General features: G+C 37.9%; 14 protein-coding genes and 1 riboswitch. Of the genes, 8 read left to right on the forward strand and 6 right to left on the reverse strand.

Annotated elements, in window-relative coordinates:
• Positions 1–26: 26 nt before the first annotated feature.
• Both hutG and IE867_RS07625 read right to left on the reverse strand, forming a co-directional pair.
• The gene (gene hutG, locus IE867_RS07620; protein WP_192484131.1) at positions 27–980 is read right to left on the reverse strand and encodes a formimidoylglutamase; all 954 of its coding nucleotides are present in this window, start codon (positions 978–980) and stop codon (positions 27–29) included.
• A gap of 110 nt (positions 981–1,090) precedes the next feature.
• Positions 1,091–1,954 carry a helix-turn-helix transcriptional regulator gene (locus IE867_RS07625; RefSeq protein ID WP_192484132.1) on the reverse strand — a complete coding sequence of 288 codons (864 nt, stop codon included), beginning with the start codon at positions 1,952–1,954 and terminating at the stop codon, positions 1,091–1,093.
• A 193-nt stretch (positions 1,955–2,147) separates the two neighbouring features.
• Between IE867_RS07625 and IE867_RS07630 the strand changes: the two genes are divergently transcribed.
• The 4 genes from IE867_RS07630 to IE867_RS07645 all read left to right on the forward strand — a co-directional run bounded on the left by IE867_RS07630 (position 2,148) and on the right by IE867_RS07645 (position 12,494).
• Positions 2,148–7,904 (forward strand): hypothetical protein, encoded by a 5,757-nt coding sequence (locus IE867_RS07630; protein ID WP_192484133.1) that lies wholly within the window; start codon positions 2,148–2,150, stop codon positions 7,902–7,904.
• A gap of 164 nt (positions 7,905–8,068) precedes the next feature.
• Positions 8,069–11,140: a hypothetical protein gene (locus IE867_RS07635; protein WP_192484134.1), complete on the forward strand. Its 3,072-nt coding sequence runs from the start codon at positions 8,069–8,071 to the stop codon at positions 11,138–11,140.
• A gap of 162 nt (positions 11,141–11,302) precedes the next feature.
• Positions 11,303–11,995: a TSCPD domain-containing protein gene (locus IE867_RS07640; RefSeq protein WP_192484135.1), complete on the forward strand. Its 693-nt coding sequence runs from the start codon at positions 11,303–11,305 to the stop codon at positions 11,993–11,995.
• Positions 11,996–12,002: 7 nt separating this feature from the next.
• The gene (locus tag IE867_RS07645) at positions 12,003–12,494 is read left to right on the forward strand and encodes a hypothetical protein (protein ID WP_192484136.1); all 492 of its coding nucleotides are present in this window, start codon (positions 12,003–12,005) and stop codon (positions 12,492–12,494) included.
• Between the two features lie 133 nt (positions 12,495–12,627).
• Here the strand turns inward: IE867_RS07645 and IE867_RS07650 are convergent, their stop codons facing one another.
• The 3 genes from IE867_RS07650 to IE867_RS07660 all read right to left on the reverse strand — a co-directional run bounded on the left by IE867_RS07650 (position 12,628) and on the right by IE867_RS07660 (position 16,694).
• Positions 12,628–13,536 carry a LysR family transcriptional regulator gene (locus IE867_RS07650; protein WP_192484137.1) on the reverse strand — a complete coding sequence of 303 codons (909 nt, stop codon included), beginning with the start codon at positions 13,534–13,536 and terminating at the stop codon, positions 12,628–12,630.
• Between the two features lie 368 nt (positions 13,537–13,904).
• Complete coding sequence (locus IE867_RS07655; protein WP_192484138.1) at positions 13,905–14,627, reverse strand: hypothetical protein; 723 nt, start codon at positions 14,625–14,627, stop codon at positions 13,905–13,907.
• A 9-nt stretch (positions 14,628–14,636) separates the two neighbouring features.
• A complete protein-coding gene (locus IE867_RS07660) occupies positions 14,637–16,694 on the reverse strand; it encodes a TonB-dependent receptor (RefSeq protein ID WP_192484139.1) in 2,058 nt (685 codons plus the stop codon).
• Positions 16,695–16,722: 28 nt separating this feature from the next.
• Positions 16,723–16,920, reverse strand: a riboswitch (cobalamin riboswitch).
• 294 nt (positions 16,921–17,214) lie between these two features.
• Between IE867_RS07660 and dxs the strand changes: the two genes are divergently transcribed.
• Positions 17,215–19,080 carry a 1-deoxy-D-xylulose-5-phosphate synthase gene (gene dxs, locus IE867_RS07665; RefSeq protein ID WP_192484140.1) on the forward strand — a complete coding sequence of 622 codons (1,866 nt, stop codon included), beginning with the start codon at positions 17,215–17,217 and terminating at the stop codon, positions 19,078–19,080.
• 9 nt (positions 19,081–19,089) lie between these two features.
• On the opposite strand, the gene IE867_RS07670 is transcribed toward dxs, so the two are convergent.
• Positions 19,090–20,316, reverse strand: coding sequence for an MFS transporter (locus IE867_RS07670; protein WP_225629991.1), 1,227 nt, complete (start codon positions 20,314–20,316; stop codon positions 19,090–19,092).
• 118 nt (positions 20,317–20,434) lie between these two features.
• On the opposite strand from IE867_RS07670, the gene IE867_RS07675 reads away from it, so the two are divergent.
• From IE867_RS07675 to IE867_RS07685, 3 genes are all read left to right on the forward strand, one after another.
• Positions 20,435–21,286: a LysR family transcriptional regulator gene (locus IE867_RS07675; protein WP_192484141.1), complete on the forward strand. Its 852-nt coding sequence runs from the start codon at positions 20,435–20,437 to the stop codon at positions 21,284–21,286.
• 313 nt (positions 21,287–21,599) lie between these two features.
• Complete coding sequence (trhO, locus tag IE867_RS07680; protein ID WP_192484142.1) at positions 21,600–22,589, forward strand: oxygen-dependent tRNA uridine(34) hydroxylase TrhO; 990 nt, start codon at positions 21,600–21,602, stop codon at positions 22,587–22,589.
• A gap of 134 nt (positions 22,590–22,723) precedes the next feature.
• Entirely contained in the window at positions 22,724–24,160 is a 1,437-nt protein-coding gene (locus tag IE867_RS07685; RefSeq protein ID WP_192484143.1) for a coniferyl aldehyde dehydrogenase, read from the forward strand.
• Positions 24,161–24,201: the final 41 nt, after the last annotated feature.

Below are 24,201 nucleotides of genomic sequence, written 5' to 3' on the forward strand. Positions count from 1 at the left end.
TAAATTCCTCCTATTAAGGTTTAAGTTTAAGCTTGTAGAAAATTCGCAAGAAGTGCTGCTGCAAGCTTAGCGGTTCTGTTGTCGATATCTTTTTTTGGATTAAGCTCAACGATATCTAAAGCAATAACTTGTTTAGATTGCTTGAGCTTACGCAAAGCATTTATAACAAAAGGGCTATCAATACCTAATGCTTGTGGTGCGCTAACCCCTGGGGCAAGTGCTGCTTGAAAAACATCAAGACATAGCGTGATATAGATTTGCTTATTTTGTGCTGTGATTTTGTCAATAAATGACAAATCTTGTGAGTTGTTGTTGATGTTCTCAGCAAGCAAATATTGTGTATTGGTCGCATGTGCGTAATCAAATAAACGGTTGGTATTAGCAAATGGCTGTACACCCAAGCAATAATAATTAAAGTCTAGTTGCTGATCTTGCAAATAACGTGATGCTTGATAGAAAGGGGTACCTGAGCTGCCAAGATTACCTGTTAAAGTTTCTCGCAAATCAAAGTGTGCGTCAAAATTAACAATTGCAGGATTAAGCTTCTTTTTATAAAGACCTTGTAAATGCCCCCAAGCCGTTTCATGCCCACCGCCGATGACAATCGGTGTGGCGTTGAGTTGTATGACTTTAGCGACATATTCTGCTAATAACTGCTGTGCTGACTCAAGATCTTCACTATCGCAATAAACATTACCCGCATCATAAAGCCTGGTGTTACTCGCGAGATGTGCTGCTAAATTAAAAAACGCACGTCTAAAGTATTCAGGACCTTCTTTGGCTCCTATAACCCCTTGATTGCGCTTCACACCTTCATCACAGCAAAAGCCAATTAAGATAAAATGTTGTTTATCAGGCTCTAATGTGCCGATGGTTTGATTAAGATCAATGCTTTTAATCAGTTGATGGAAATACTCATTGTTAACATCAGTTACTCGAGAAGCATAGGTTGATGTGTTATTAGCAGGCAAGTATTTCATAAGATTAAAATTATACTTAATTACAAAATTTGTAATATCTTTACCAATAAAGCGCTTGACTGCAACCCCGATTTGCAAAATTCTTTAAAATACTATGCATATATGCATTTTTAATCTTCATAGGTCATAATAATCTGGGCGATAGTTTCAAGCTCATCCTTATTAATAAGCTCGAGCTTTTCAATCAACTCAAGAATAATATTTTGAATATAGCGATATGAGCGTCCCGATTGGCGTGCAATATCCTTTGCTGAACCACCTGCAGCAATGGTTTTAAGATGCATGAGCTCACTTTCCGTGAGATTATAAAGTGCTTGAATTAAAGCAAGTCTTGGTTGTTCAAATTTCGGTGTATTCTGTGCTTTTAAGCGTTTGATATCCTCAGCAGAGGGCGTTAATAATTGTTGGATATGAATGCGTTTATAGATAAGATTCATTGTCGAGCGTAAACGTTGGAAATATTGCGCCTTTTTCTTGAAGCTGCATAAGTTAAATGAGGCTTTAGTGGTGTTAAAAAGTAAGACATCTTTATAATCAGCATAAAGTCTTTCAGTGACGAGTGTTAGGTATTCATCAAAGTTTTGCTTGACAGGCTGCTGTTGTGGAAACTCACTATAATCAATAATGCGATAGGCTTCTTGATTGAGTGTGCCATAAAGGGCATCAAGCTGCCAAAATCCCAATCTAAAGTAAGCTTTAAGCTCATCAGGTGCGGTGCTGCCAACATAATTAAAATCATAGGATTTAGTCACGCGGAAAAAATCAAAGCTGATAATGCCATCTTGTGAAATAAGTGTCAGAATCTCTTTAATTGCACGTTCATTGTATTGGCAATCGCGATAGATGGCGGTCATATCTTTTGTTGACAAATGACTAAATGAATTAAGATAGTAGGTGTTTTTATCGTTTTCAGGGTTGTTGTCATTATTGTCATTTTTATTAATCTTATCACTTTTTGTATTCTTATTATCCATATGGCTATATCCGTTAACACCTGACTGTATCAAGTCTAGATGAGAAATGTGAGGACACAAGTATAAAATACAGGGTGTATTTTATACACTAATAAGTCCTATTTAAAAAAAGTATAACTATGCTCCCTGGCACAAACATTGGCCAGTTTTGTATTTGTGATGTTAAATATCAGAATGATTCAAAGAGGAGCGTATGAAAAACAATCTTATTTCTAATTTATCTAACCCATTTAATAAATTTGGTTTACCCATTAAATTAAGTTGCATTGCCGTTGCCGTCGTGCTTTCTGGTTGCGGTGGCGGAGGTGGTAGCAGCTCAAGCGCAAATGACACGCCAGTAACTGCGGTACTTGCAGCAAGTAATAGCAATAATTACTTATGTCAAGCAGCAGAAAATGGTGATTCCAGTTGTAGTGATAGTGTGACGATTGCTAATAATGCAGGTAATACAATCACGGGTGTTGGTACATCAGTCAGTAGCAGTGCGACAATACAGCAGGCATATTTTGATGCGCTACCTGAAGGGTGTAACGCCACTTTTAATACGGATACAACAAACAGCTGTCTCCAAAGTAACGGATCATATAAAACACTAACAACAGGCGAGCAATGTCAGCTTGCCTTTAGCGTATCATGTCACGCTCCTGTGCATTTAGGTACACATCTGACGATTAAGTATCAGCATAGTAATACTGATTTTGCGCTTAATGCACCTGTGAATCAAACCTTTCTGGCAAGTGATAACTTTACATATTCGGTTGAACAAACGCCTTTAGAAATTATGTTAGGTGCTGATAGTAGTATTGTATTGACCAACCAATCAGACCAAACTTTGCGTCATCTAAAGCTTGTATTACCTGCTGCTTTATCTGGTATAAGCTCGGATACACATTTGCATATTGACGCATTAACGCCAGGTGAAAGTGCAACACTAGCATTTCATCTACCCGATGATGTGACTAAAGAGACGATTACCAATGCATTAAATCAGTTTTATGTTGTTGCAGATAACTTGAAAAGAACCATGATTCAAAATATTGATATCAATAGCGGTTTAGAAATCAAATCAGCGCCAACAGCTGCACTTAATAGCACACAAACACTCTATCCGGTAACTCTAAAGAACAATACCAACCAAAATTATGATCATGTCAGCATTGCATTATTGGATAGTCAAGGTCATATTATTCAACAAGGGATAAGTATTAATCAAAGCCAGCTAAGTGTCTTAGCTAACTCAACCAAAACGCTTTATATCAAGCTTGATAGCGATGTTGCCGAGCGTGTTGTTAAAGTTCGTGTCGACTATCAAACACACTCTGGCAATCAAACAAAAGCGTTAGATTATCAATTAGATATTGATGCGTTAATCAAAGCACAATCATTAAGTGTCAATAGTCATGTATTACCGTATGTTGATCATTTGGTTAAAACGTTAACGATTACCAATAATGGCGAATTTGATTGGTATCCTTCTATAAATGCAAGTGATTATGAGGTGAGCGGCGAAGGCATTTCGGTAAGCGCATCCTCAACAGGGCAAAGTTGCTTAAGTGGCAAAGTGGTTAAGCCTGGCGGCTCTTGCACGTTAAATGTAAGCTACACCAAAGATATTGCCCAAAATGTGCCAGATAGTGCCGCTATTAATATTCCATTGGGTGCTAATGTTGCACAAGATGGCGTCAAAACAGTGAGTTTAAGCTTGGTTGATCAAAAGGTATCACTATCACCTAAGTATCAACTGATTCCTTACGTGCTTAATACCACAGAGACTCAGGCAATATATCGCTTATTATTATCCAATGATGATCAGGAAGCGATGACGAATATTAAAGTGCATCTACCTCAAGGCTACAAAAGCGTTAATGATCCCTTAGCAGATGCCAACGCCTGTCAAGACGGTATGAGCTTAGCAAGTGGCGCAAGCTGTGTATTAAGCATCGGTCTTGTTAATCCGACTGATCTTGGTGCGCTTGCCCAAGGGAAAATCAGCATTGATGCCGATATTAATACACAAGCACATCAAAATATTGCGCAACTTGACCTATCAGCGCTTAATGTGATTGCGGCATCAAGCAATGATGCCAGTGCGGTATTGCCGAGTGTAAGCTTAAGTGAAGTCACACCAAGTAGCATAAATAATGAACGTATACAAATCACATTGAAGAATAATAGCGATCAAGATATTGTTAATTTAGCATTACATTTACCGCAAGATTTACGTGATTTATTAACAGCTGAAAGCCAATCAAGCTTAATGATTCCAGTATTAAAGCAGGGTCAGTCTTATATCTTTACACTGAGCTTTAACTCAAGCGTTGCAGCTGAGAGCTATATTGACGCGCACTATGATTCATTATTAACGAATCAAATAACACATGATTTAAGCTTAACAGCAGCAAACATGCTGGCATTGTACCCAAGCTTTGACGTAACTAAATATACGCTAGAGGCAGATAATCAAACATTAACGGCCACTGATAATCAGTCGATTAGTTTACATAATCCAACAACGAGCCCGATGGTTGTTACTAACTTGACTTTAGGTCATGGTATGACAGGAGTAAGCCTTGACCCAGCGCTTCATTTTCCATTAACAATTAATGCCAATAGTACAGTGCATATCCCGCTTGAAGTCAGTAGCTCAGCAGAGGGAAGTGCAATGTATCAAGTAGATTATAGCCTGAACAATCAAAACAAATCATTGCAAAAACAAATTAGCGTTGATAATCAGATAACAAGTCATGATATCAATATCATTGCTAACTTCTTAAGCCAGATGCAAAAGCCATTAATAGAAGGCAGTACATTACAAAAAACATTAACGATTACCAATAATGGTCAATTTGACTGGCATGTCAGTGATGATAGTGCTGACTATAAAATCATTGATTTAGCAAATAACGAGCTTGCCCAAGGGGTAACCCTTGCTCCCGCGCAATCTAGCTGCTTAAGTGCAGGTAGTATTGCGCCTAGGCAAAGTTGTACATTAGTACTTGATCTAAGTCATACGGCACCTGATCAGATCGCCCTTGAGATTGCGGCTAAAAGCAATTTAGCAGATGCAAAGAACGTGATTTATACAACAACGACAAATACTTATTTATTTGATCCAGTTGATGCGGGATTTGTACCAAATAAGGTCAAATCCTCGATAGTAGGGGCAGATGAAAATCCGGTGTACGTGAGTTATCAACTAACAAATCATGCAACGCATGCTATTACATTAGATAGTATCCCAAGCTTTAGCTTAGAAGGACACTCCACGATTAGTCTTGCAAATGAAGCTGAAATAAGCAGTTGCGTTGATGGCATGACATTACAATCTGGTGAGCATTGCACTATTCGACAAAAGCTTATGTTTAATAGTGAAGCAGCATTAACCGAAGCCGTTAATGGCTTTATCAATGTTCACGCGACAGTCGATGGGCAAAACATACAGCTTCTGCATCAAGCACTCACGGTAGGTGGTGATAGTGGTGTGGATTATATATCACCGCAATTAAGTGATTTAACCATAACAGCAGGTAAGGTAAATACCATTGAAATCAACAATCCGTCACAATATGAAAGCTTAAGTGGTGTGAGGCTGCATATCCCTGAAGTTTTAACAGGAGATAGTGATAATCTGGTGATTAACAGCTTAGCACCCTCACAATCTTATCAGTTTAGTTTCACACCTGCGATGGATCAAAGTGTATCTGATTGGTTAAATGCCAATAAAGATAGCTTGCTCGATAATGCAGAAAGCTGTTTGATTTATGCCACAGCATCTAATGGTAATAAAGTTTGTCCACCAGTTGATGTCAAAGCACCATTTGATTTAGCTGATTCAAGTATTAATGTTGATTCACCTGGGGATCATTTCTATCAATTTGAATATAGCGGAAGCTTACAAACACAGCTTGAAAATATTGCTTTGATTGCAGGAGATAGCGTTGGTTTAAGTCTTGTAAATGATCATGCAATTCCATTGACATTGCATTATGGCGATTTAAAGAGTGTTAGCTTAAATGCAGATCCTAATAGTCACATAACTAGCAATGGCGTGAAACCAAAGCTTGAGATCACCTTAAGTGGTGGTGTTAAATATGATGTGCCGATAAACCTTACACAAAACAAGGCGCAATTAACACATGGTAATCTATACATGCTTAGCCCGCAGCAAGGTGCAACAAGCACAGTGAATATGACGATTGAGAATACAGGTGCATTTAACTGGCAAATTCCAACTGCAACAAGCTTAGCAAATGATATACATTTTTATAATCAGGCAGGGCAGCTAGTTAGCTCAAACTTTGCAGTGGTAGGTGCCACGACAAATTCTTGTACTGCATTAACTTCATTGGCAACTGGTGAGAGTTGTAATTTAACGATTGAGGCGCATAGTAATGTTGTTGCAGGTGATTATACTATGCAAGTTTCTCCGGATCTTCATTTGACGATTGATGGTGGTAAGCTCAACTTGCATGTTGTTGATGAGTTAGGCTTTGAAAGTCATGTTGATAGTGGCGAAGTTGGTTTAAACACGCAAGCAATTACCTTATCCAACTACACATCGCTTGCTAAGGAAATAGATATCGGCATGCCACAAAACCAAAATGCTTATCAAGTGTTAACGACAGGTATTAATTCGCCATGGTGTACAGCGCTTACCTGTCCCAAGTCGTGTGATATCGATAATGGTAAGGTGTTCATGCCAGCGGCAACAATCGATGGAGAGAGTATTACACCAAGTCAATGTAAAGTCTACGTGCATAAAACAAATGATCCAGCACTTGCCATTGATCATATATCAATTGGCTTGCCAGGACAGATGAAAAGCTATGAATTAAGGCCATTACAAAATCTATATCTCATGAAAGACAATAAGTTATATCATAATATTTTAGACAAAGCAGATGGCTTTTTATTTGATGTTAATAATTGGCAAGAGATAGGGCAAACCTCAACAGAAGGCTCTAGTGTTGCTGATTTAGCAACAGATGATCATGGTAATGTTTATGCTGATGGGCGTTATACGACACTTTATCAACTAACTAATCAAGGAATGCAATTGGTTGCTAATTCAACAAAGAATGTCACCATTACATCACTTGAGTTTAACAAAGGGTATTTGTATGCTACGGTGTCTCAAGATCAAGAGATCTATCGTATTCCTGTTGATGAGATTGGTGTGCCAGGTGCACCAAGCTCACCAACATGGCAGAAGTATTATGATGCGCCATCTGGGTATTATTATTTGGGTGAATTAAACACGCTCCCATTTACACTTAAAAATGATAATCCTGATAGACCCACTTTGTTGATGATCTCTGAGTATAAGAATAATGGTAATGTTGCATTATATAGTAATAACAAGTGGAACAATTTAGAGTCTATTCCTGACCATAACCCACCGGCGGGCTCAGGCCAATATGGACAGATTTTCACCTTGGCAGTTAACCCAAGAATACAATTAACGCCAGTGCCGCACTATGACATTCTGTTTGGTACACACCCGACAGGTACGTCACAAAAAGGTGGTAATTCGACAATGAAAAAAGTATACAAAGCCGTATTGGGCTGTAAAGAAAATGGTGTTTTATCGGTAATTACAGGTAATGATCAGTGTCAAGCAAGTGACATGGTATTAATTGATCCAGTGAGCTTGTCAGGCGAGCTTACAGCGGGCTATCAGCTCATAAGCCAATCAGTTAATCCATATTATGGTGTGCTCAATCTGCAAATTATCTATAACCCTGTAAATTTAGTCGATCAATATATCTATATGTTAGGTAAGCGTGAGACAACACACTTTAGCACGGATGGTTCAGTCAATGAAATGTATATGATGGGTTATGATAAAAACTCACCATGGCAGACTGAGAACCCAATCCCAATGTTGGGCTCATCTCCTAAGTTTCAAGATATCGATGTGGTCAATGGTATGCAGATTAAAAAACAGTAATAGCTAAAATCAAAAATGATAGGGTGTATTTTATACACTTATCTTCTTAAGGTGTGCTTAGTACACTTTGTAATCTAACAAGATCCATAGCAGTCATAGTGTTATGGGTCTTAAATTTATCTCTGTCATTTAAAAATAGCCAAAGAGGAATATCTATGCATTGGATGAAGAAAACAGTATTTTGTTTAACCAGTATGACGGTATTAGCCATCGCTGGTTGTGGTGGTAGTGGTGGCACTAGCAGTGGTTCGGCGCCAATAGTAAGCCCTCTTGCAGTCAGCAGTAACATGCCTGAGCAATTAACGCCAGAAACCGCAATAGATAGAAGCTCAGAGGTTGAAGTTCAAGTAAAGGTAGGTATGGATCAAACGTTTGAAATGAATCAAGTCGGTGCTGCTGAATCACCATCAAAATCTGTGCACATTACAGCAGTATCGATATCACCAACTGTTGCTCAGTATGTTCATCTTGAGTCTGACCATGCAGATTCATGTTGGTCAAATGGCACAGGTGTAAACCTGCAAGCAGCGCAAAGTTGTAATCTTTACTATAGTGTTGAATCCTTGGCACCAACTGCCATTAATGGTGATGTTAAGATCGCATTAAGTGGTGCCTCGCAAACAGCGATTGAAGTGCCTGTGAAAACAATATTTAAACCTGCCAGTGAGATGACAAATGTTTTGCAGTTGCAATCATCCATCACGATGACACCAGGTGGCATGATGCAGTTTGTGATTCATAATCCTAATAATGAAGCAGTCAAAGGTGTGAAAATTGACCTAAGTCACGCACCAGATGCAGTGATTGCTGCATTAGATTTACAAGATATTACAGGTGGTCATTATAGTACAATTACGAAGATGGTATCGGCTAATACGACAATGTTAGCATCTAAGCAAACGTTGACGATAGCGCTTCTTGTTAAGCCTGATGAGAATATTGCGGGTGAGGCAATTAAGTATTTCTATCAAGCGCTTGAGCAAAACAAATACCATGATAACCCCATTTTTCAGGTGATTGCAGATAATGCGCAAGATTTGGTTCCGATTAGCGTTAATGCCTATTCAGTACCAGCAACCTTATCAAGTCTTGATATTAAAACACCAGGGGAGTATCAACAGACACTTACCAATCATAGTACTCGGGCAATGATGATCAAAACGATTGATTTGACATTGCCACAAGGTGTGACACTTAAAAATATGCAGAATACGCAAAATATTCAAAAAACGTGCCAGAAAGATACCTTATTGGCAGCGGGCAGAAGTTGTGTGCTGTCATATCAAGTTGCAGATAATGCCTATCAAGCTCAGGATTTTAATAAGCGCTTTGCTAATATTAATTATTTTTCTGATCAAATAGCTTATAGCACTCAAGATCAAGTCTCTGATCAAGATGTAACAATTGCAGGTGCGGATGTTGGCTTTAAAGAAGCATCGCATTACATTAATATGGATTCGCATAATAGCGTGATCAATGTTGCGATGGTGAATCACGGTGCCTTTGCTTGGCAGCTGCCTAATAGTTTGGATGCATTTCAGTTATATCAAAACACAACAAATCAACCACTACAAGGTGACTATCTGAGTGTTATCGCACCAACCAATGGTCAAGTATCTTGTGCAGTGGGTGGGACATTAGCGGTAAATAGCACCTGTTATATTGGGATTAAGTATACGCAATTAAACGCGTCACCCGATGCTAAAGGTTATCGTTTAAGCCTAGCAAAACAAACCAATATAACGGCAGCGATTAATAGTAATATCTATTTAACCAAAAGCGGGGTTAATGCCGAAATATCGCAAGATGATAATACGGTTTATCCGAGTGTCAAAGCGATTAAACTCACCAATACCAATTTTAATAACGAGTCGGTTTTGGTGTCATTAACTAATGACAATCTTAAGCAGTTTTCTGTCTATGATGGCACGCAATCTTGGTGTAGTGCCAATACGTGCCCTAAATCATGTTTTAACAGTGATCAGTTATTTACAAAAGGACAAATCAATACATTAACGCTTGATGCTTATTCTACGAAAAGCGATAACACCTGTTATATTTATGTCAAAGGGCAAGATGTAAATACAGGAGATAAAGCAACGGCCTTATTACAGATTGACAAGCTTGGCGCTCATGCGGATAAAAATAAAAGATTTAATTTTACGGCAAGTGGTGTACTGTATGCGAGTGTGAACAGCCAGACAACACCTTATGTTTATCAGTATGATCAAGCGGGGTGGCATGTACTATTTGTTGGGAAAAGCACAGGTGAGTATATGTTAAATAGCTTTATTTCAGGCGTTGGCATTTCTCCTCAAGGTGTCGTTTTTATCAGTAATGGTTACCAAACATTGAAGCGTCCATTTTTGCCAGATGTTTATCCACCAGTTTTGGGTAAGCGCTTTACTTCAGTGCTATCTATTAACGGTCAGAATACTTTTTTGGGGTTAAGTGATGCATTGGGGGATTTAGGTCAACGTACACATATCAAGATCAATAGTTCAGGACAAATTGTTGTGTCCAATGTTGGCATGATAGAGGATACACATGCCTATATAGCGCAAGCCTCAACCAATGATTTTAATGGTTGGAATAAGTTGGCAACACCTGTTTCATCAACGATTAAAGATGCAATACCAATGACTTTAGATGACAAAGGTGACTTATATTACATAGCAACTGAACAAGGTCAAACCTATAAATTAACCAATCAAAACAACTCGCCATTAACACAAACGATTGCTAAAGCACTTGGCACTATTAAGGTGTTTAACATGGGTAAAACAGCAACTGGAGATATTTATCAAAGTATGCAGTGTAGTCAAAATGGTCAAGATATGGTTTGTATTGAGGTGCTTAAGAATAGTGTATGGCAACAAATAGCTACCTTTCCAAATGATACGAGCTCTAACATGTCCGTCGCATTTGATAGCAATGGCAATGTTTACTTTTCTTCACTGAACACGCATGCGGTCTATTATGCGAATAAAAATACGCCAAGACAGATTCTAGGTGCTGATTCTAACCCATTTAAACAAGTCAATATTTATGGATTAAAAACGGTTAATGATACGGTTTATGTATTAGCAAGTAATGGGTTATATACCTATGATCAGTCACAAGCTAAATGGCAATTATTAGCTAATTTGCCAGCGGCTAATTTATCTGAAAACCCAGAGATTATGAACAATCTGCGTGTTGCAACGCAATTGGATGTAGGCACTGATAGCCATTGATTCTTGAATTTATTAACTGCAGCCAATAAGATCAAAAAGTAAAGCAAAACTTCAACAAATTATCGATTGTTTTCATCGGCATGCTCAGGCAAAATAAGACGACTTTTGATGCGCGATTTATCGCAAATTTTTTATTAACCGTTTAGAGTAAAAAGAGTAAAAATGGCAGTTAAAATAGAGAAAAAAATCACAGGCTTTAATATTGTCAAACCCGATGATGGGGCAAACAATGTTGCAGTTAAATCAACAAAAAAAGAAAAATCACATCAGCAAATGAGTGAAAATATCAAGCGTCCAGAATCATTGCTTGGTGAAACCTATAAGATTAAGCCACCTCAGGCAGAGCATGCACTGTATGTGACAATTAATGATATCGTTTTAAATGAAGGCACTGAGCATGAGATGCGTCGCCCATTTGAGATCTTTTTGAGTTCTAAAAATATGGAGCACTTTCAATGGACGATTGCTTTGACTTTGATTATTTCAGCGGTTTTTCGCAAAGGGGGGGATATTACCTTTTTAGTTGAAGAGTTACGATCTGTTTTTGATCCTAATGGCGGTTATTTAAAGCGTGGTGGAAAGTATATTCCTTCATTAGTTTCTGAAATTGGTGATGTTATTGAAAAGCATTTAAAGAAAATTGGCATGTTGCCAGATGATGAGTTAGATGAAGAACAGAAGCAATATATTGCTGCTAAGCGTCAAGAGCTGGATCAACGTCAACAACCAAGTAATGACGCAAGCAGTAACTTTCCACCTGAGTCACAACTGTGCACCAAATGCAGTACCAAAGCGATGGTACGTATGGATAATTGCTTAACATGCTTAAATTGCGGTTACTCTAAGTGCGGATAAATCAATCATGATTTATGCCTTTTTCTATCTTGCTTTTTGCATTTATCTTGGTTTTTTTCTTAAGAGTAAATGGGCGACATTACTGCTTGCGATCTCTGTGATAAGTTGGTTTGTTGTGCGTTTGCCTGAGATTAATGCTGATCTTAGTTGGCGCTTTACTTTAACAATCATCGCTTATATGACTGAATTTGTGGTGTTGCTGTATTTTTTCCCTAAAAAAATCATTCAACTAACGCGCCCAAATGTACAGAAAAACTTAATTGTGACAGGCGTTTTATTGGTTGTTTTTAGTGTGGTTGTATTATTTAGCAGCCTCGCAATTCCTTATATGCAGCAAGTGTTAATGCAGCAGGCAAATGCTGATATTAACCATATGTTGTCACAAATTAGTTGGCTTTATCGTTTTGGTAGTTTTGCTGGTTGGCTAAGCTTTTTTAGCTATCTTTATCTTTGGATTGGCTTAAGTCGGTTTATTGTTAAGCGTCCTTTCGGCGTTTAACGGAGGTGGGCGTATGCAATACGCCCCTACGAATCTCAACTCTCCCCTTGCGGGAGAGGTCGTGCGGCGTAAGCGGCACGGGTGAGGGGTGCTACGTTGGCTGAGCGTTAGTCGAAGCCAATTATTGGGCGCTTTAAAGCCAATGATCTTTTATGGTATTGAATAAAGCTTGCAGTTTTGGGTCATCTTTAAGCGACTTTTTAGTAATCAAGTAACAGTCTAAGGCTGGTGGTTGATAATCTTGCAATATCGACATAAGCTTTTTGTGTTTAATAGCTGATTGCACAGTAAAAGAGGGCAGATAAGCGATGCCTAGATCGCTTAACGCCATATCTAATAATGATTTACTTGAGGAACTTTTGTACTGTCCTGCTACTGCAATATGCGTCACTTCATCATGAACTTTAAATTCCCATGTGCCTTTAAAATTGTGACTATGATCAATACACTTGTGTTGGGCTAAATCCGATGGTGATTTAATATCAGCATGATCATCAAGATAGGTTTGTGTGGCACAAGTGATTTTTGTCCATGTGCCTATTTTTGCTGCATAGTAATCAAGGTGAGGAGGTAGCAAACCACAAAAAATAATACCATCAAAGTTATCTGCAATAATGTTTGGAAGATAATTGCCAATATGCCAATCCAACTGTAGTTGCGGATGTTCTAGGCTCAGAAACTTAAGCGATGGGATGCATATTTCACTGAAAACACTTTGTGGCACACCAATTTTAAGTAGCCCATATAGATTATTCTCTACACTGTGAATTTGAGTGTAGAGATTGTTTTCAAGAGCAAGTAACTCTTTGATCGTATGCCATATTTTTTGGCCTTCTGGTGTGATGCTGACATTTCTTGTATTACGATAAAATAAAGTAGCATTGTAATGGCGTTCAAGTTCTTTAATAGCATTTGAAACTTTGGATAATGTGGTATTGCAGTGCTTGGCAGTTAGTCTAAAGTTGTTTAATTGGGCGAGTGTATCAAATAATTGATAGTGCATCATGCTAAGCTTGTTTGATTTTATTTTTAAATCAGTCATATTCAAAAACTCGTTATTATCGTAAATATGGAGACAGTGTAAGATTGTTTTTGTTGATATACAATAAAATATCTTTTAGGCTTTGCTTTGATGAAGTTTGCCATACAAAAGAAGGGGAGATGCTTTTTAATCAGCTACATGGTGAGCATGTAGTCATAATAAGTTTCAATATGCCCTACAAATTTATTACCTCGCCCCTTGCGGGAGAGGTCGTGCAGCGTAAGCGGCACGGGTGAGGGGTGCTACGTTGGCTTAAGCATGGTCGAAGCCAACAGTCATCTTTACCTTTTTTAGATTCCCTTCGACAGGCTCAGGGAGCGGTCAATAATTTGAAAAGAGCTCTTATTTTCTCAGGGAACGATTGATATTTAATTGGAAGATGAAGCGATTAATTCCAAAGGAATATTGATATCAATACTATGTGGCAATAAAAGTTTATGCGTATAATTTTGTGACTGCAAAAACTGACTCAGAAGATCTTGTAGCACTTGAGGTGGTAAGGGCGAGAAGCTTATTTTCTCTATGATACCTTGATTATTAATTGTTAGCCTAATCATAACATTGAAAGATTTATAAGGTGGGGGTTGTTTGGCAAGATAGTTAGTTAGAGCACTTTGTAATTCTGACATGATATTATTTATTTCTTCAGCACTACTAAAGGCAGAGGTGGCTAAAGATGTACTCAATTTAGTGACATGATGATCTTTCTTATTCAATTGAGTCGATGATTTATTTGCTTCAATCTTCTTTTTCTCGCGATGTCGAGGTTGTATTTTTTTTGGTGGATTGTTGTAAATTTTGAGTTTTGAGTTGTGTGTTGTCAGCGGCGTATCAGCTGTTGTTGACATTTGTTCTAACATATTCATCTGAGAGGCTGCTGGTGAAATATTTGTTGCACTATTTGGGGTGTTAGTACTTACGTTGGTCTGGCTAAGATAAACAATATGTGCAGGGATGCTTTCTTTAGTTAGAGCAATAGCAATATGTTTATTTGAGGTATTACTTATATATTCAGCAACCACACATAAAAGAGCAATAACTAAGATAACACTTGAGTGCAAAGCAAGAGAAAGCAGGGTTGCATGTTTCATAACAAGCGATTAAAACTGATATTGAATATTAAGCATTGCGACAATGCCATCGGCAGGGTAGTAGCTTAGGTCTTTTAAATTATAGGTTGAAACATAACTGTAATAGAACTGATTAAACAGGTTATAAATATTGAAATTAAACTGCCAATGATCGATCTGATACTTAGCGCCAAGGTTGGTAAGGAAATAACCACGTTGTTTAGCAAGGCTATTGGTATAATCACCATAGGCGTAGCTTGCACTATAATATTGCTCTTGTAGCCAGAAAGAGAGTTTGTCATTAAATTGCCAATGGCTATGGACCTCAGCAGCAAAGGGAGGTTGACCAGGTACTTGATTGTTACTAATATCAACGTTAATTTTATTGCTATTTTTAAAAAAACCGGATCTAAAAGTATTTAGATTAAAGGCAAAACTGCCGCCAAGACTTAAACTCGGCAGCCATGCGTAATCAAGAGCGAATAAATTACCAATGGTTTGTGTCGGTGGTAAATTAATATTGGCACCTGGGAATTGTGAATCTGGGACTGGGTAACTTGGATCATAATCAATCTGGTTATTAATCAGCATCCAGTAACTGCTATTCTTAACAGTCAACTTATCGTTTTTATAGGTGTTATCAAGCTGATAAATCCATGCCGTTTGCGGATTTAAGCCAAAGCTTGTTGTTGTCCCAGGGGTTAAATTAGATTGATCAATAAAAGGCAGCTGATAAGCATATGAAGCTGAAGCGCGTGTATTAAACGTCTTATTCCAGTTGTATTGCAAATAAATATCACCAGCACCAATATTAATCACTTGTGAGCCTGAGCTATTACTCGAGATAAAATTACCTGTAGTATAGCTATGCTCAAAACGCCCACCAATACCACTTTGCCAGTTTTTGTTTAGGGTAAAGTCACTTTGGTTAAATAATGCAATGCTGGTTTGTGTCGCATTATTTATTGTGCTGCTTTGTCTGAAGGTTTGATAATTAAACTCGCTACCAAATGTATTTTTCACAAAATCATTGTCAAATACAATGCTTGGGCGTAAATAAAATAAGCTACTGCCTTGTTTAGAGGAGTAGTTTGATTCTGCAAAAATAGCATTAGCCCATTGCTGTTGATATTGCGATTTGAGGTTAAATTGCCATTGTTTATCAAGTGTTTGTTCAAAATTAAGCTGCGTGTTAATGGTGTGATTAATATATTTTTCTTTGCCACTACTCGCTTGCCATGGATTATCATCGCTTTGTTGTTGATTTAGTGCTCCTGGGAAGTGCAAATATTGATAACTATCACTGAAGTTCAGTGAAAACTTTTGTGTGTTAGTTTGATGCATTAGGGCAATATAGGCATTATTGCTATTGTTGCGTGAATAATTGCGATAGCCATCAATGCTTTGACTAGTATTAGCAAACTGTAAACTCCATGTTTTCTCATTATCCAATAGCTGATTAATAAAGACATTAACGCCAGCACCAAATGGATAGCCGCCAGATAATCCAATCATGTATTTATCTTCAGCTATAAATTTCTGTTTAATATTAATCGTGCCACCTAAGCCCATGCCGCCATAAAGTACACTACTGGCTGTAGGATCAATGGCGATACTTTCAATGCTATCTTGTGGGATCAAAGAGATATTTTGCGCTTGTGAGTTAAATTGATTCAGTGGAATACCATTTAATAAAACGCTCGCACGTTGCCCCTTTAAATAAAAACTGGGGTTTGCTGCACTACTATTATTGCTGTTAACCCAAGCATTTTGCTCAATGGTGCGGTCAATGCTTTGATTGGCATAATTAGGCATTAAGGAGACGCTAATCGGTGAGCTAGAGGCATCGCTATTGTTGCTTTGTGTTTTGTTTTCATCATTATTTAAATGATTCGCATAATTTATAACAATCGTTGGTAAGGTGTATTCAGTCGCTGATAGCTGTTTATCATCACTAGTGGCTTTGACATTTTTTGCATTTTTTACATTATTATCACTGTCGTTATTCTGTTGATCAGCAAAGCTTGTTTGCCCAACGATGGACAATAGTATGATGGCACTTAAAGTGCGAAAACGGTATGGTTGCATGGAGCCCTCTTTGTTGTTTATATCCCCGTAAACGTTGTGTTATTAGGCAGGTTTCCGGACTTATCCCAAATGCTTCTTCCCAGTTGCCCAGTGAATGATTGCAAACGCTTTTTAAGCTATCTTTAAAAGTGTGGTTTACCGTTGCGGGTACAGTATTGGATTTACACCAATTTCCCTTTTAACTCATGTATAAAGAACGATGAGCACCTAACAGGCGCTGATATTAGAGCGCTTTAAAGCAAATAGCAAGTGTAAACGTTGGCTTAAGCGTTTGTTGAAGCCAATTTCCATCTTTACTTTTTTTACATTCCCTTCGACTTCGCTCAGGGAACGGTAAATAATGTGAGTGATTACAAGCGTTAGCCTTAACTCTCATGACCTATTGAATTTTGCTTAAGGCACGATTGACTATTGAGTTAATAACATTAAAAGCAAAGAATATTAAGGGTTTTACTTGAGAAAGCCAGCATAGTAAAGGATACTATGCCACAGAACTAAAATAGACAAATTGCTTGTTGTTATGTCAAAAACAAATCGTGCAAATTACCCCTTGTTAGCAAAGATTAACTCGCCTTGTGATTTGCGCAAACTTGCCGTTTCTCAATTAACACATTTAGCGACTGAAATACGCACCTTCCTTGTTGAGACGTTAGATGTCTCAGGTGGGCATTTTGCTAGTAGCTTAGGCGCTTTGGAGCTAACCATTGCTTTACATTATGTCTATGATACACCCAATGATCACTTGGTGTGGGATGTGGGGCATCAAACCTATGTGCACAAGATCCTAACAGGGCGTGCTGATGAGCTAATTACTATTAAAAAGCCTGGTGGCATTTCAGGCTTTCCTAAGCGCAGTGAAAGTGTTTATGATAGCTTTGGTGTAGGGCATTCCAGTACATCAATAGGGGCTGCTTTAGGCATGGCAGAAGCGGATAAACTCAAAGAATCAAATGCTAAATCTGTTGCCATTATTGGTGATGGGGCCTTAACCGCAGGTATGGCATTTGAAGCGTTAAATCATGCCGGTGGTATGCATTCAGATATTTTGGTGGTGCTAAATGACAATGAGATGTCTATCTCTGAGAATGTTGGTGCGCTTACGAGTCATTTGACTAAAATTCTATCGGGATCAACCTATAACAATATTCGTGAAACTGGTAAAAAATTTCTTAAAAAACTCCCAGGCGCCTTTGAGCTGGCAAAACGCTTGGAAACCCAAGCCAAGGGGATGTTTGTACCGGCTAATTTATTCGAGGCACTTAATTTTTACTATGTGGGTCCAATTGATGGACATGACATTGAAGCTTTGGTTGAAGCATTAAAAACAATTAAATATCATGACGGTCCTAAGCTTTTGCATATCTTAACCAAAAAGGGTAAAGGCTATGAAAAGGCAGAGGAAGATCCGATTAAGTTTCATCATGTTAATCCACAGTTTAATTCAAATTTAGCGACTAAAGGTGTATCACAAGTCAAATTAAGCTACTCAAATATCTTTGGGCAGTGGCTATGTGATATGGCAGCAAAAGATGACAAGCTTGTTGGTATCACGCCTGCGATGCGTGAAGGATCAGATTTGATTCGCTTTTCAAAAGAATACCCTAAACGCTACTATGATGTTGCGATTGCTGAGCAACATGCGGTGACGTTTGCCGCGGGTCTTGCTTGTGAGGGTTATAAACCGGTTGTTGCTATTTATTCAACCTTTTTACAACGCGCTTATGATCAAGTGATTCATGATGTGAGTTTACAGAATTTAGATATTCTCTATGCTGTGGATCGTGCTGGCATTGTGGGAGCTGATGGCGCGACACATGCGGGAATTTTTGATTTAAGCTTTATGCGTTGTATTCCTAATACCGTTGTCATGACGCCAAGTGATGAAAACGAGTGTTATCACATGTTAAGCTTAGGCTTTAAACACCAAGGTCCGGCGATGGTGCGTTACCCGCGTGGTACGGGCACAGGTGCCGAGATTACAGAAAGTTTTGACCTGAAAATGGGACAATCAAAATGCGCACGCCAAGGTCAAAAAGTGGCGATTTTAAACTTTGGCACTTTACTGCCAATAGCCATCAAAGCAGCTGAACAACTTAATGCTACTGTGATAGACATGCGCTTTGTCAAGCCATTAGATACACAGATAATTAAAGAGCTGGTTAATTCGCATGAGATTATTCTTACATTAGAAGAGAATGTGATTATGGGTGGCGCTGGATCTGCAGTGAATGAATATCTAATTGCTAATGACCTATTAAGTAAAATCAAAGTGCGTAACATCGGATTGCCTGACCATTATCAGGATCATGGTGATAAAAATGCATTATTGTCAGAAGTAGGTATTTCAGTAGAGGGTATTATTCAACTAGTTGAGTCAATTGTTTAAGTCAATAAATTAAGTAGCAGGGCAAGTCTCAAGGGATGGTTTCTTGCGCTGAGATATAGCAAGATAAGCACCAAAGAAGGTAAGTAGTAATCCAACCCAAATAGCGTAAGAAATAATAAGTCCATTATAACCAAAGCGGGTGAGATAAGCGCCAAGACTGCTAAAGGTAAAAGCAAATAGATTTTGCACCAATCCAATAGCGGATGCCGCAGTCCCGCGGCGATGTGGATGAAGTGACAATGCTTGACTTACTAAATTTGGCATGCCAATACCTGCGCCAATGGTAAAGATAAAAAATGGAATGGCTAATAACCATGCCGATAGAGTAATACTAGCTATCTCAGCAATAACAACTAAGCTAAAAACAATAACGGCGATGCTTACAGGCAACATAAACATCTGTTTAAATGACGTGCCTTTTTTCAGTAAAAATTTAGAGAAGGTGCCCCCCAAAATAAACGCCACTGAAATTGGTATAAAGAACAGGCTAAAACTCTTTGTCGCAAAATGAAGCTTTGTCAGCAAAAAAGGAACCTGTGATAAGTAGACATATACCGACATGTAGATCGTAGCACTGGCAAAGGCAAGTACCATAAACTGTGCATCAACAACCAGGTGTTTATATTGTTTTAAAATGGATAATACAATGTGTGTTTGCTCTAGCTTGTGTTGTGGCTTTTTAGTTTGCGATGCGGTTTTTGGCGCAGGTAGACTTAATGTCAGTCCAATGAGGATAATTGCCAGAATAGTTAGGGTAACAAAAAGCGCTTGCCAGTGGCTAAATGATAGAATAAATCCACCAAACATGGGGGCCAATGCGGGCATTGAACCAATGATAATAAAGCCTGAGTTAATCATGTGCTTTGCTTTGTCTTCAAAGTAGGTAAAGCTTAAAACTTGCCATAAACAAAGCGCACTGGCAGCACTTAAACCTTCAATAAAACGTGCAAAGATGAAGGTGGATATGTTTGGTGAAAATATCGCAATTAAATTCGCAATAATATAAAGTGTCAGTCCAAAAATAAGCACTTTAGAAGTTTTGATATGATCGGCGATCGCTCCATATAAAGGGATACCTATCGCTAAGCCAAGCATATAAAAACTAACGGTAAGACTAATATGTGCCTTGGTAGTAGCGAAAGTGTGTTGTAATGTCGGCATCGCTGGAATGTAGATGTTTACGGTTAAGATAGACAATAAAGCAAGTAAATAAATCAGTAGTTTTAGTTGATTCATGATAATTACCTTCGGTTTTTGAACTTGTTAGCAGTATACAAAATTTAATGTTAATTAAAATTGAATGATATTTAATATGATGTTAACTTATTTTAAACGGTATCGAGTGAGAAGCTAAATGAACTATACCTTGCAACAATTGCGTGTTTTTATATCCGTCTATGAGTTAAAAAGCTTACGCCAAAGTGCAGAATTAATGTTTTTAACACCGCCAGCTTTGACCAAACAGCTACAAAACTTAGAAGATATTCTGGGATTTCAATTGTTTGAACGAACCAATAATAAATTAACAGCTAACAACAAAGGGCATGCTTTTTATACGATGATTAAGGCCATGCTACTTGAGTTTGATCGTATTAATCAGTTGGAGTTGCCTTTTTTAAAGCATAAAAATCCAACGCTTAAAATTGCCTTATCACAAATATTTGAGCAGAGTCTATTTTGTAAAATCAACCAAGTTATGAAGCTTGATCAATCATTTGATTATGATCTTGTTGTTGAAAATAAAACAAAACATATTGAACTGTTATTGAAATATGAGGTAGATGTTGCCTTAGTTGTACTTAATGAAGGCGAAAAAAATATGTTTAAAGAGCATGGCTTTGACGTTAGACTATATACTGATATCGTTCTTGATGCTTATATTTCACGTGATTTAGCAAAAGGGTTTGATCATATTGAGCAAGGCTTGAAAACACTAAAATATATTTTGTTAACTCAATTAAAAGATACGTTACAGATTAAAAGTGCACTTTATTTTTCCTCTTATACGACAATATTGCATGCAATTACCCAAGGAATTGGTTATGGCTTCTTGCCAACACCACTGTTGGCTGCCCAGGAAAAAGAGATGCTTTTGAATATAAATGACCAGATTTCTGAGAACATGCCTAATATACAAAGTTATTATGTTTATGCGCAAAATTCACCACTATTGAGCCTTATTGAAATGGTTTTTAATGTCAGATAAAAGCAATTATAGCTATCCCATCTATACTTTCCGTACGATTTTCGTTATCTACTTGGTATTTTTACATGATGGTATTTTGCTAATAGAATAGGCTATTAACTGCAATACCATCATGCAAAACCACTCAAGTATATTTAGAAACTAAATACCTAAAGCATAAATGGAATAGCTATATTTGGCGTTTAGGTGAAATGGTGTATAATGCGCTCACTTGGCACCCATCATACATCATATTTTGATTGCGGTTGTGTGTTTAAAATCGAATAATACAAATGATAGATAGTAGAAATAAATAAGGTATAAAGGGTATAGCATGTCAAAGTACGTGGTTTCAGCACTGTATAAGTTTGTCACACTGGACGATTATGAAGCATTAAGAGCACCATTGTTAAAAACAATGGAAGATAATATGGTGCGTGGTACGCTATTGTTAGCTAAAGAGGGTATCAATGGTACGATTGCGGGAACCGCAGCAGGTATTGAAGCGGTGCTTAAGTTTTTAAAATCTGATTCACGTTTGGATGATTTGGTACATAAAGAATCATTTGATGAGCATATTCCTTTTAATCGCACTAAGGTAAAGTTGAAAAAAGAAATTGTGACCTTAGGTGTCGAAGGATTAGATCCTCTTAAAGTATGTGGCACTTACGTTAAACCACAAGATTGGAATGCCTTAATTTCTGATCCTGACGTTTTATTAATTGATACACGCAATGATTATGAGATTGACATTGGTACGTTTAAAAATGCGGTTAACCCGCATACGGAGACGTTTCGTGAGTTTCCCGAATATGTTGAAAAGCATTTAGATAAGACAAAACACAAAAAAGTCGCAATGTTTTGCACCGGTGGCATTCGTTGTGAAAAATCAACTGCCTTTTTGAAAGAACAGGGCTTTGATGAGGTCTATCATTTAGAAGGTGGTATTTTAAAATATCTTGAAGAAGTACCTGAAGAAAAAAGTCTATGGCAAGGTGAGTGCTTTGTCTTTGATTCACGTGTTGCTGTGACGCATGATTTAGCCAAAGGTCAATATGATCAATGTTATGCTTGCCGTCGTCCAATTACTGAAGAAGATAAGCTTAAACCTGAGTATGAGCAAGGAGTATCTTGTCATCATTGTAAGGGCAATCATACCTCTGAACAAAGAAAGCGTTTCTTAGAGCGTGAAAAACAAAGCCAGTTAGCACGTGAACGAGGCGAGTTGCATATCGGTGAAGAGGCAAAACAAGTCGGCTTAATCCGTAAAGCGCAGAAACAGCAAAAGCGCGAAAGAGATCGTTTGGCGAATAAGAGTCGTTAACAATAAGTAGATTAATCAATTACCCCTCACCCGTGCAGCTAGCCTAGCTGCACGACCTCTCCCGCAAGGGGAGAGGTATGAGCTGATGCAATTTATTTATACTTATTACTTAAAGCAAAGGGATAGCTAGATCAATGGAAAATATCGATAAAACACATTTATTAAAACTGCTTTCACTACAGCAAAAAGCTTTTTCACTTGATCAATATCCTGATTATGCATTACGTAAAGAGAAGCTTAAGCGTTTATATTCAGCATTATTAAAGCATGAAGAGGCATTGATTGATGCAGTAAATGATGACTTTGGTCATCGTAGTGTCAATGAGACTTGGTTGAGTGAGATTTTTCAAGTTACCAGTACCATTAAGTATGTCCTTAAATCTTTGCGCAGTTGGATAGCTAAAGAGAAACGTCATACCAGTGTGATTTTTAAGCCTGCTAAAAACTATATTTATTATCAGCCCGTAGGTGTTGTTGGCATTATGGTGCCATGGAACTATCCTATTTTGTTGAGTTTGTCGCCGCTTATCTATGCATTGGCTGCGGGAAATCGAGTGTGCATTAAACTCTCAGAACATACACCTAAAACCAATCGCGTGATGATGGAAATTTGCAAACTCGCTTTTAATATTGATGAAGTGGCGGTTGTCACGGGTGATGCTAAAGTGGCACAGAGTTTTAGCGAGTTACCTTTTGATCATTTGTTTTTTACTGGATCAACGGCTATTGGCAGAAAGGTAATGGAGGCTGCCGCTAAAAATTTAACACCTGTGACGCTTGAATTAGGCGGCAAATCGCCGTTAGTTATCAGTCAAAACTTTCCTTTAAAAAAAGCGGCTAAAATGATTACTTTTGCCAAAGGCTTAAATGCCGGACAAACCTGTATTGCACCGGATTATGTATTTGTTCATGCGCAAAAACTTGAGGCATTTGTAGCTGAAATGGACGTAGCGTTTAAAGAAATGTATCCGCAATACATGACTAATGATGATTATAGTAGCGTGATTAATGAGGCACAGTTTAATCGCTTGCAAGAATATATTGAGGAGGCAAAAGGTCAAGGTGTTAAGTTTGTTACATTAGATGTATTTAAAGTAACGAATGACCAAAGTCGAAAAATGCCAATTACACTGCTATTAAATCCAAAGAAGGATTTACAAGTGATGCAAGATGAGATCTTTGGTCCATTGTTACCTGTGTTAAGCTATCAATCGATTGAAGAGGTGATAAGTTATATTAACCAAAAACCTCGTCCATTGGCTGCTTACCTTTTGAGTTATGACCGTGCTGAACAAGAGTATATTAATAGGAATATTATTAGTGGCGGGATGTGTATCAATGATGTGTTAAACCATATCGCGCAGCATGATCTACCTTTTGGTGGCGTTGGTAGTTCAGGTATGGGGCGCTATCACGGTTTTGAAGGGTTTAAAACATTCTCTAATGCCAAATCAATTTGTCAGCGCAGTAGACTCAATAGTGCCCTTTGGCTTTATCCGCCTTATGGGCAACGATTTTCTTGGTTTCGTAAACTCTTTAAGGATAGATGGCAGTTTCCCACTGCAAAATGATTTATGGGTGATATAATTCATCATTAAACGCGCTAAATCAA

The organism is Cysteiniphilum marinum (genome assembly GCF_014857925.1).
Classification (GTDB): Bacteria; Pseudomonadota; Gammaproteobacteria; order Francisellales; family Francisellaceae; genus Caedibacter; species Caedibacter marinus.

What these genes read in the sequence shown, in the direction of transcription:
- IE867_RS07635 (WP_192484134.1), top strand. Translation starts at nt 8,069, where the DNA reads ATGAAGAAAACAGTATTTTGTTTAACCAGTATGACGGTATTAGCCATC.
- trhO (WP_192484142.1), top strand. Translation starts at nt 21,600, where the DNA reads ATGTCAAAGTACGTGGTTTCAGCACTGTATAAGTTTGTCACACTGGAC.
- IE867_RS07675 (WP_192484141.1), top strand. Translation starts at nt 20,435, where the DNA reads ATGAACTATACCTTGCAACAATTGCGTGTTTTTATATCCGTCTATGAG.
- IE867_RS07650 (WP_192484137.1), bottom strand. Translation starts at nt 13,536, where the DNA reads ATGACTGATTTAAAAATAAAATCAAACAAGCTTAGCATGATGCACTAT.
- IE867_RS07630 (WP_192484133.1), top strand. Translation starts at nt 2,148, where the DNA reads ATGAAAAACAATCTTATTTCTAATTTATCTAACCCATTTAATAAATTT.
- IE867_RS07640 (WP_192484135.1), top strand. Translation starts at nt 11,303, where the DNA reads ATGGCAGTTAAAATAGAGAAAAAAATCACAGGCTTTAATATTGTCAAA.
- IE867_RS07660 (WP_192484139.1), bottom strand. Translation starts at nt 16,694, where the DNA reads ATGCAACCATACCGTTTTCGCACTTTAAGTGCCATCATACTATTGTCC.
- IE867_RS07655 (WP_192484138.1), bottom strand. Translation starts at nt 14,627, where the DNA reads ATGAAACATGCAACCCTGCTTTCTCTTGCTTTGCACTCAAGTGTTATC.
- dxs (WP_192484140.1), top strand. Translation starts at nt 17,215, where the DNA reads ATGTCAAAAACAAATCGTGCAAATTACCCCTTGTTAGCAAAGATTAAC.
- IE867_RS07670 (WP_225629991.1), bottom strand. Translation starts at nt 20,316, where the DNA reads ATGAATCAACTAAAACTACTGATTTATTTACTTGCTTTATTGTCTATC.
- IE867_RS07685 (WP_192484143.1), top strand. Translation starts at nt 22,724, where the DNA reads ATGGAAAATATCGATAAAACACATTTATTAAAACTGCTTTCACTACAG.
- hutG (WP_192484131.1), bottom strand. Translation starts at nt 980, where the DNA reads ATGAAATACTTGCCTGCTAATAACACATCAACCTATGCTTCTCGAGTA.
- IE867_RS07625 (WP_192484132.1), bottom strand. Translation starts at nt 1,954, where the DNA reads ATGGATAATAAGAATACAAAAAGTGATAAGATTAATAAAAATGACAAT.
- IE867_RS07645 (WP_192484136.1), top strand. Translation starts at nt 12,003, where the DNA reads ATGATTTATGCCTTTTTCTATCTTGCTTTTTGCATTTATCTTGGTTTT.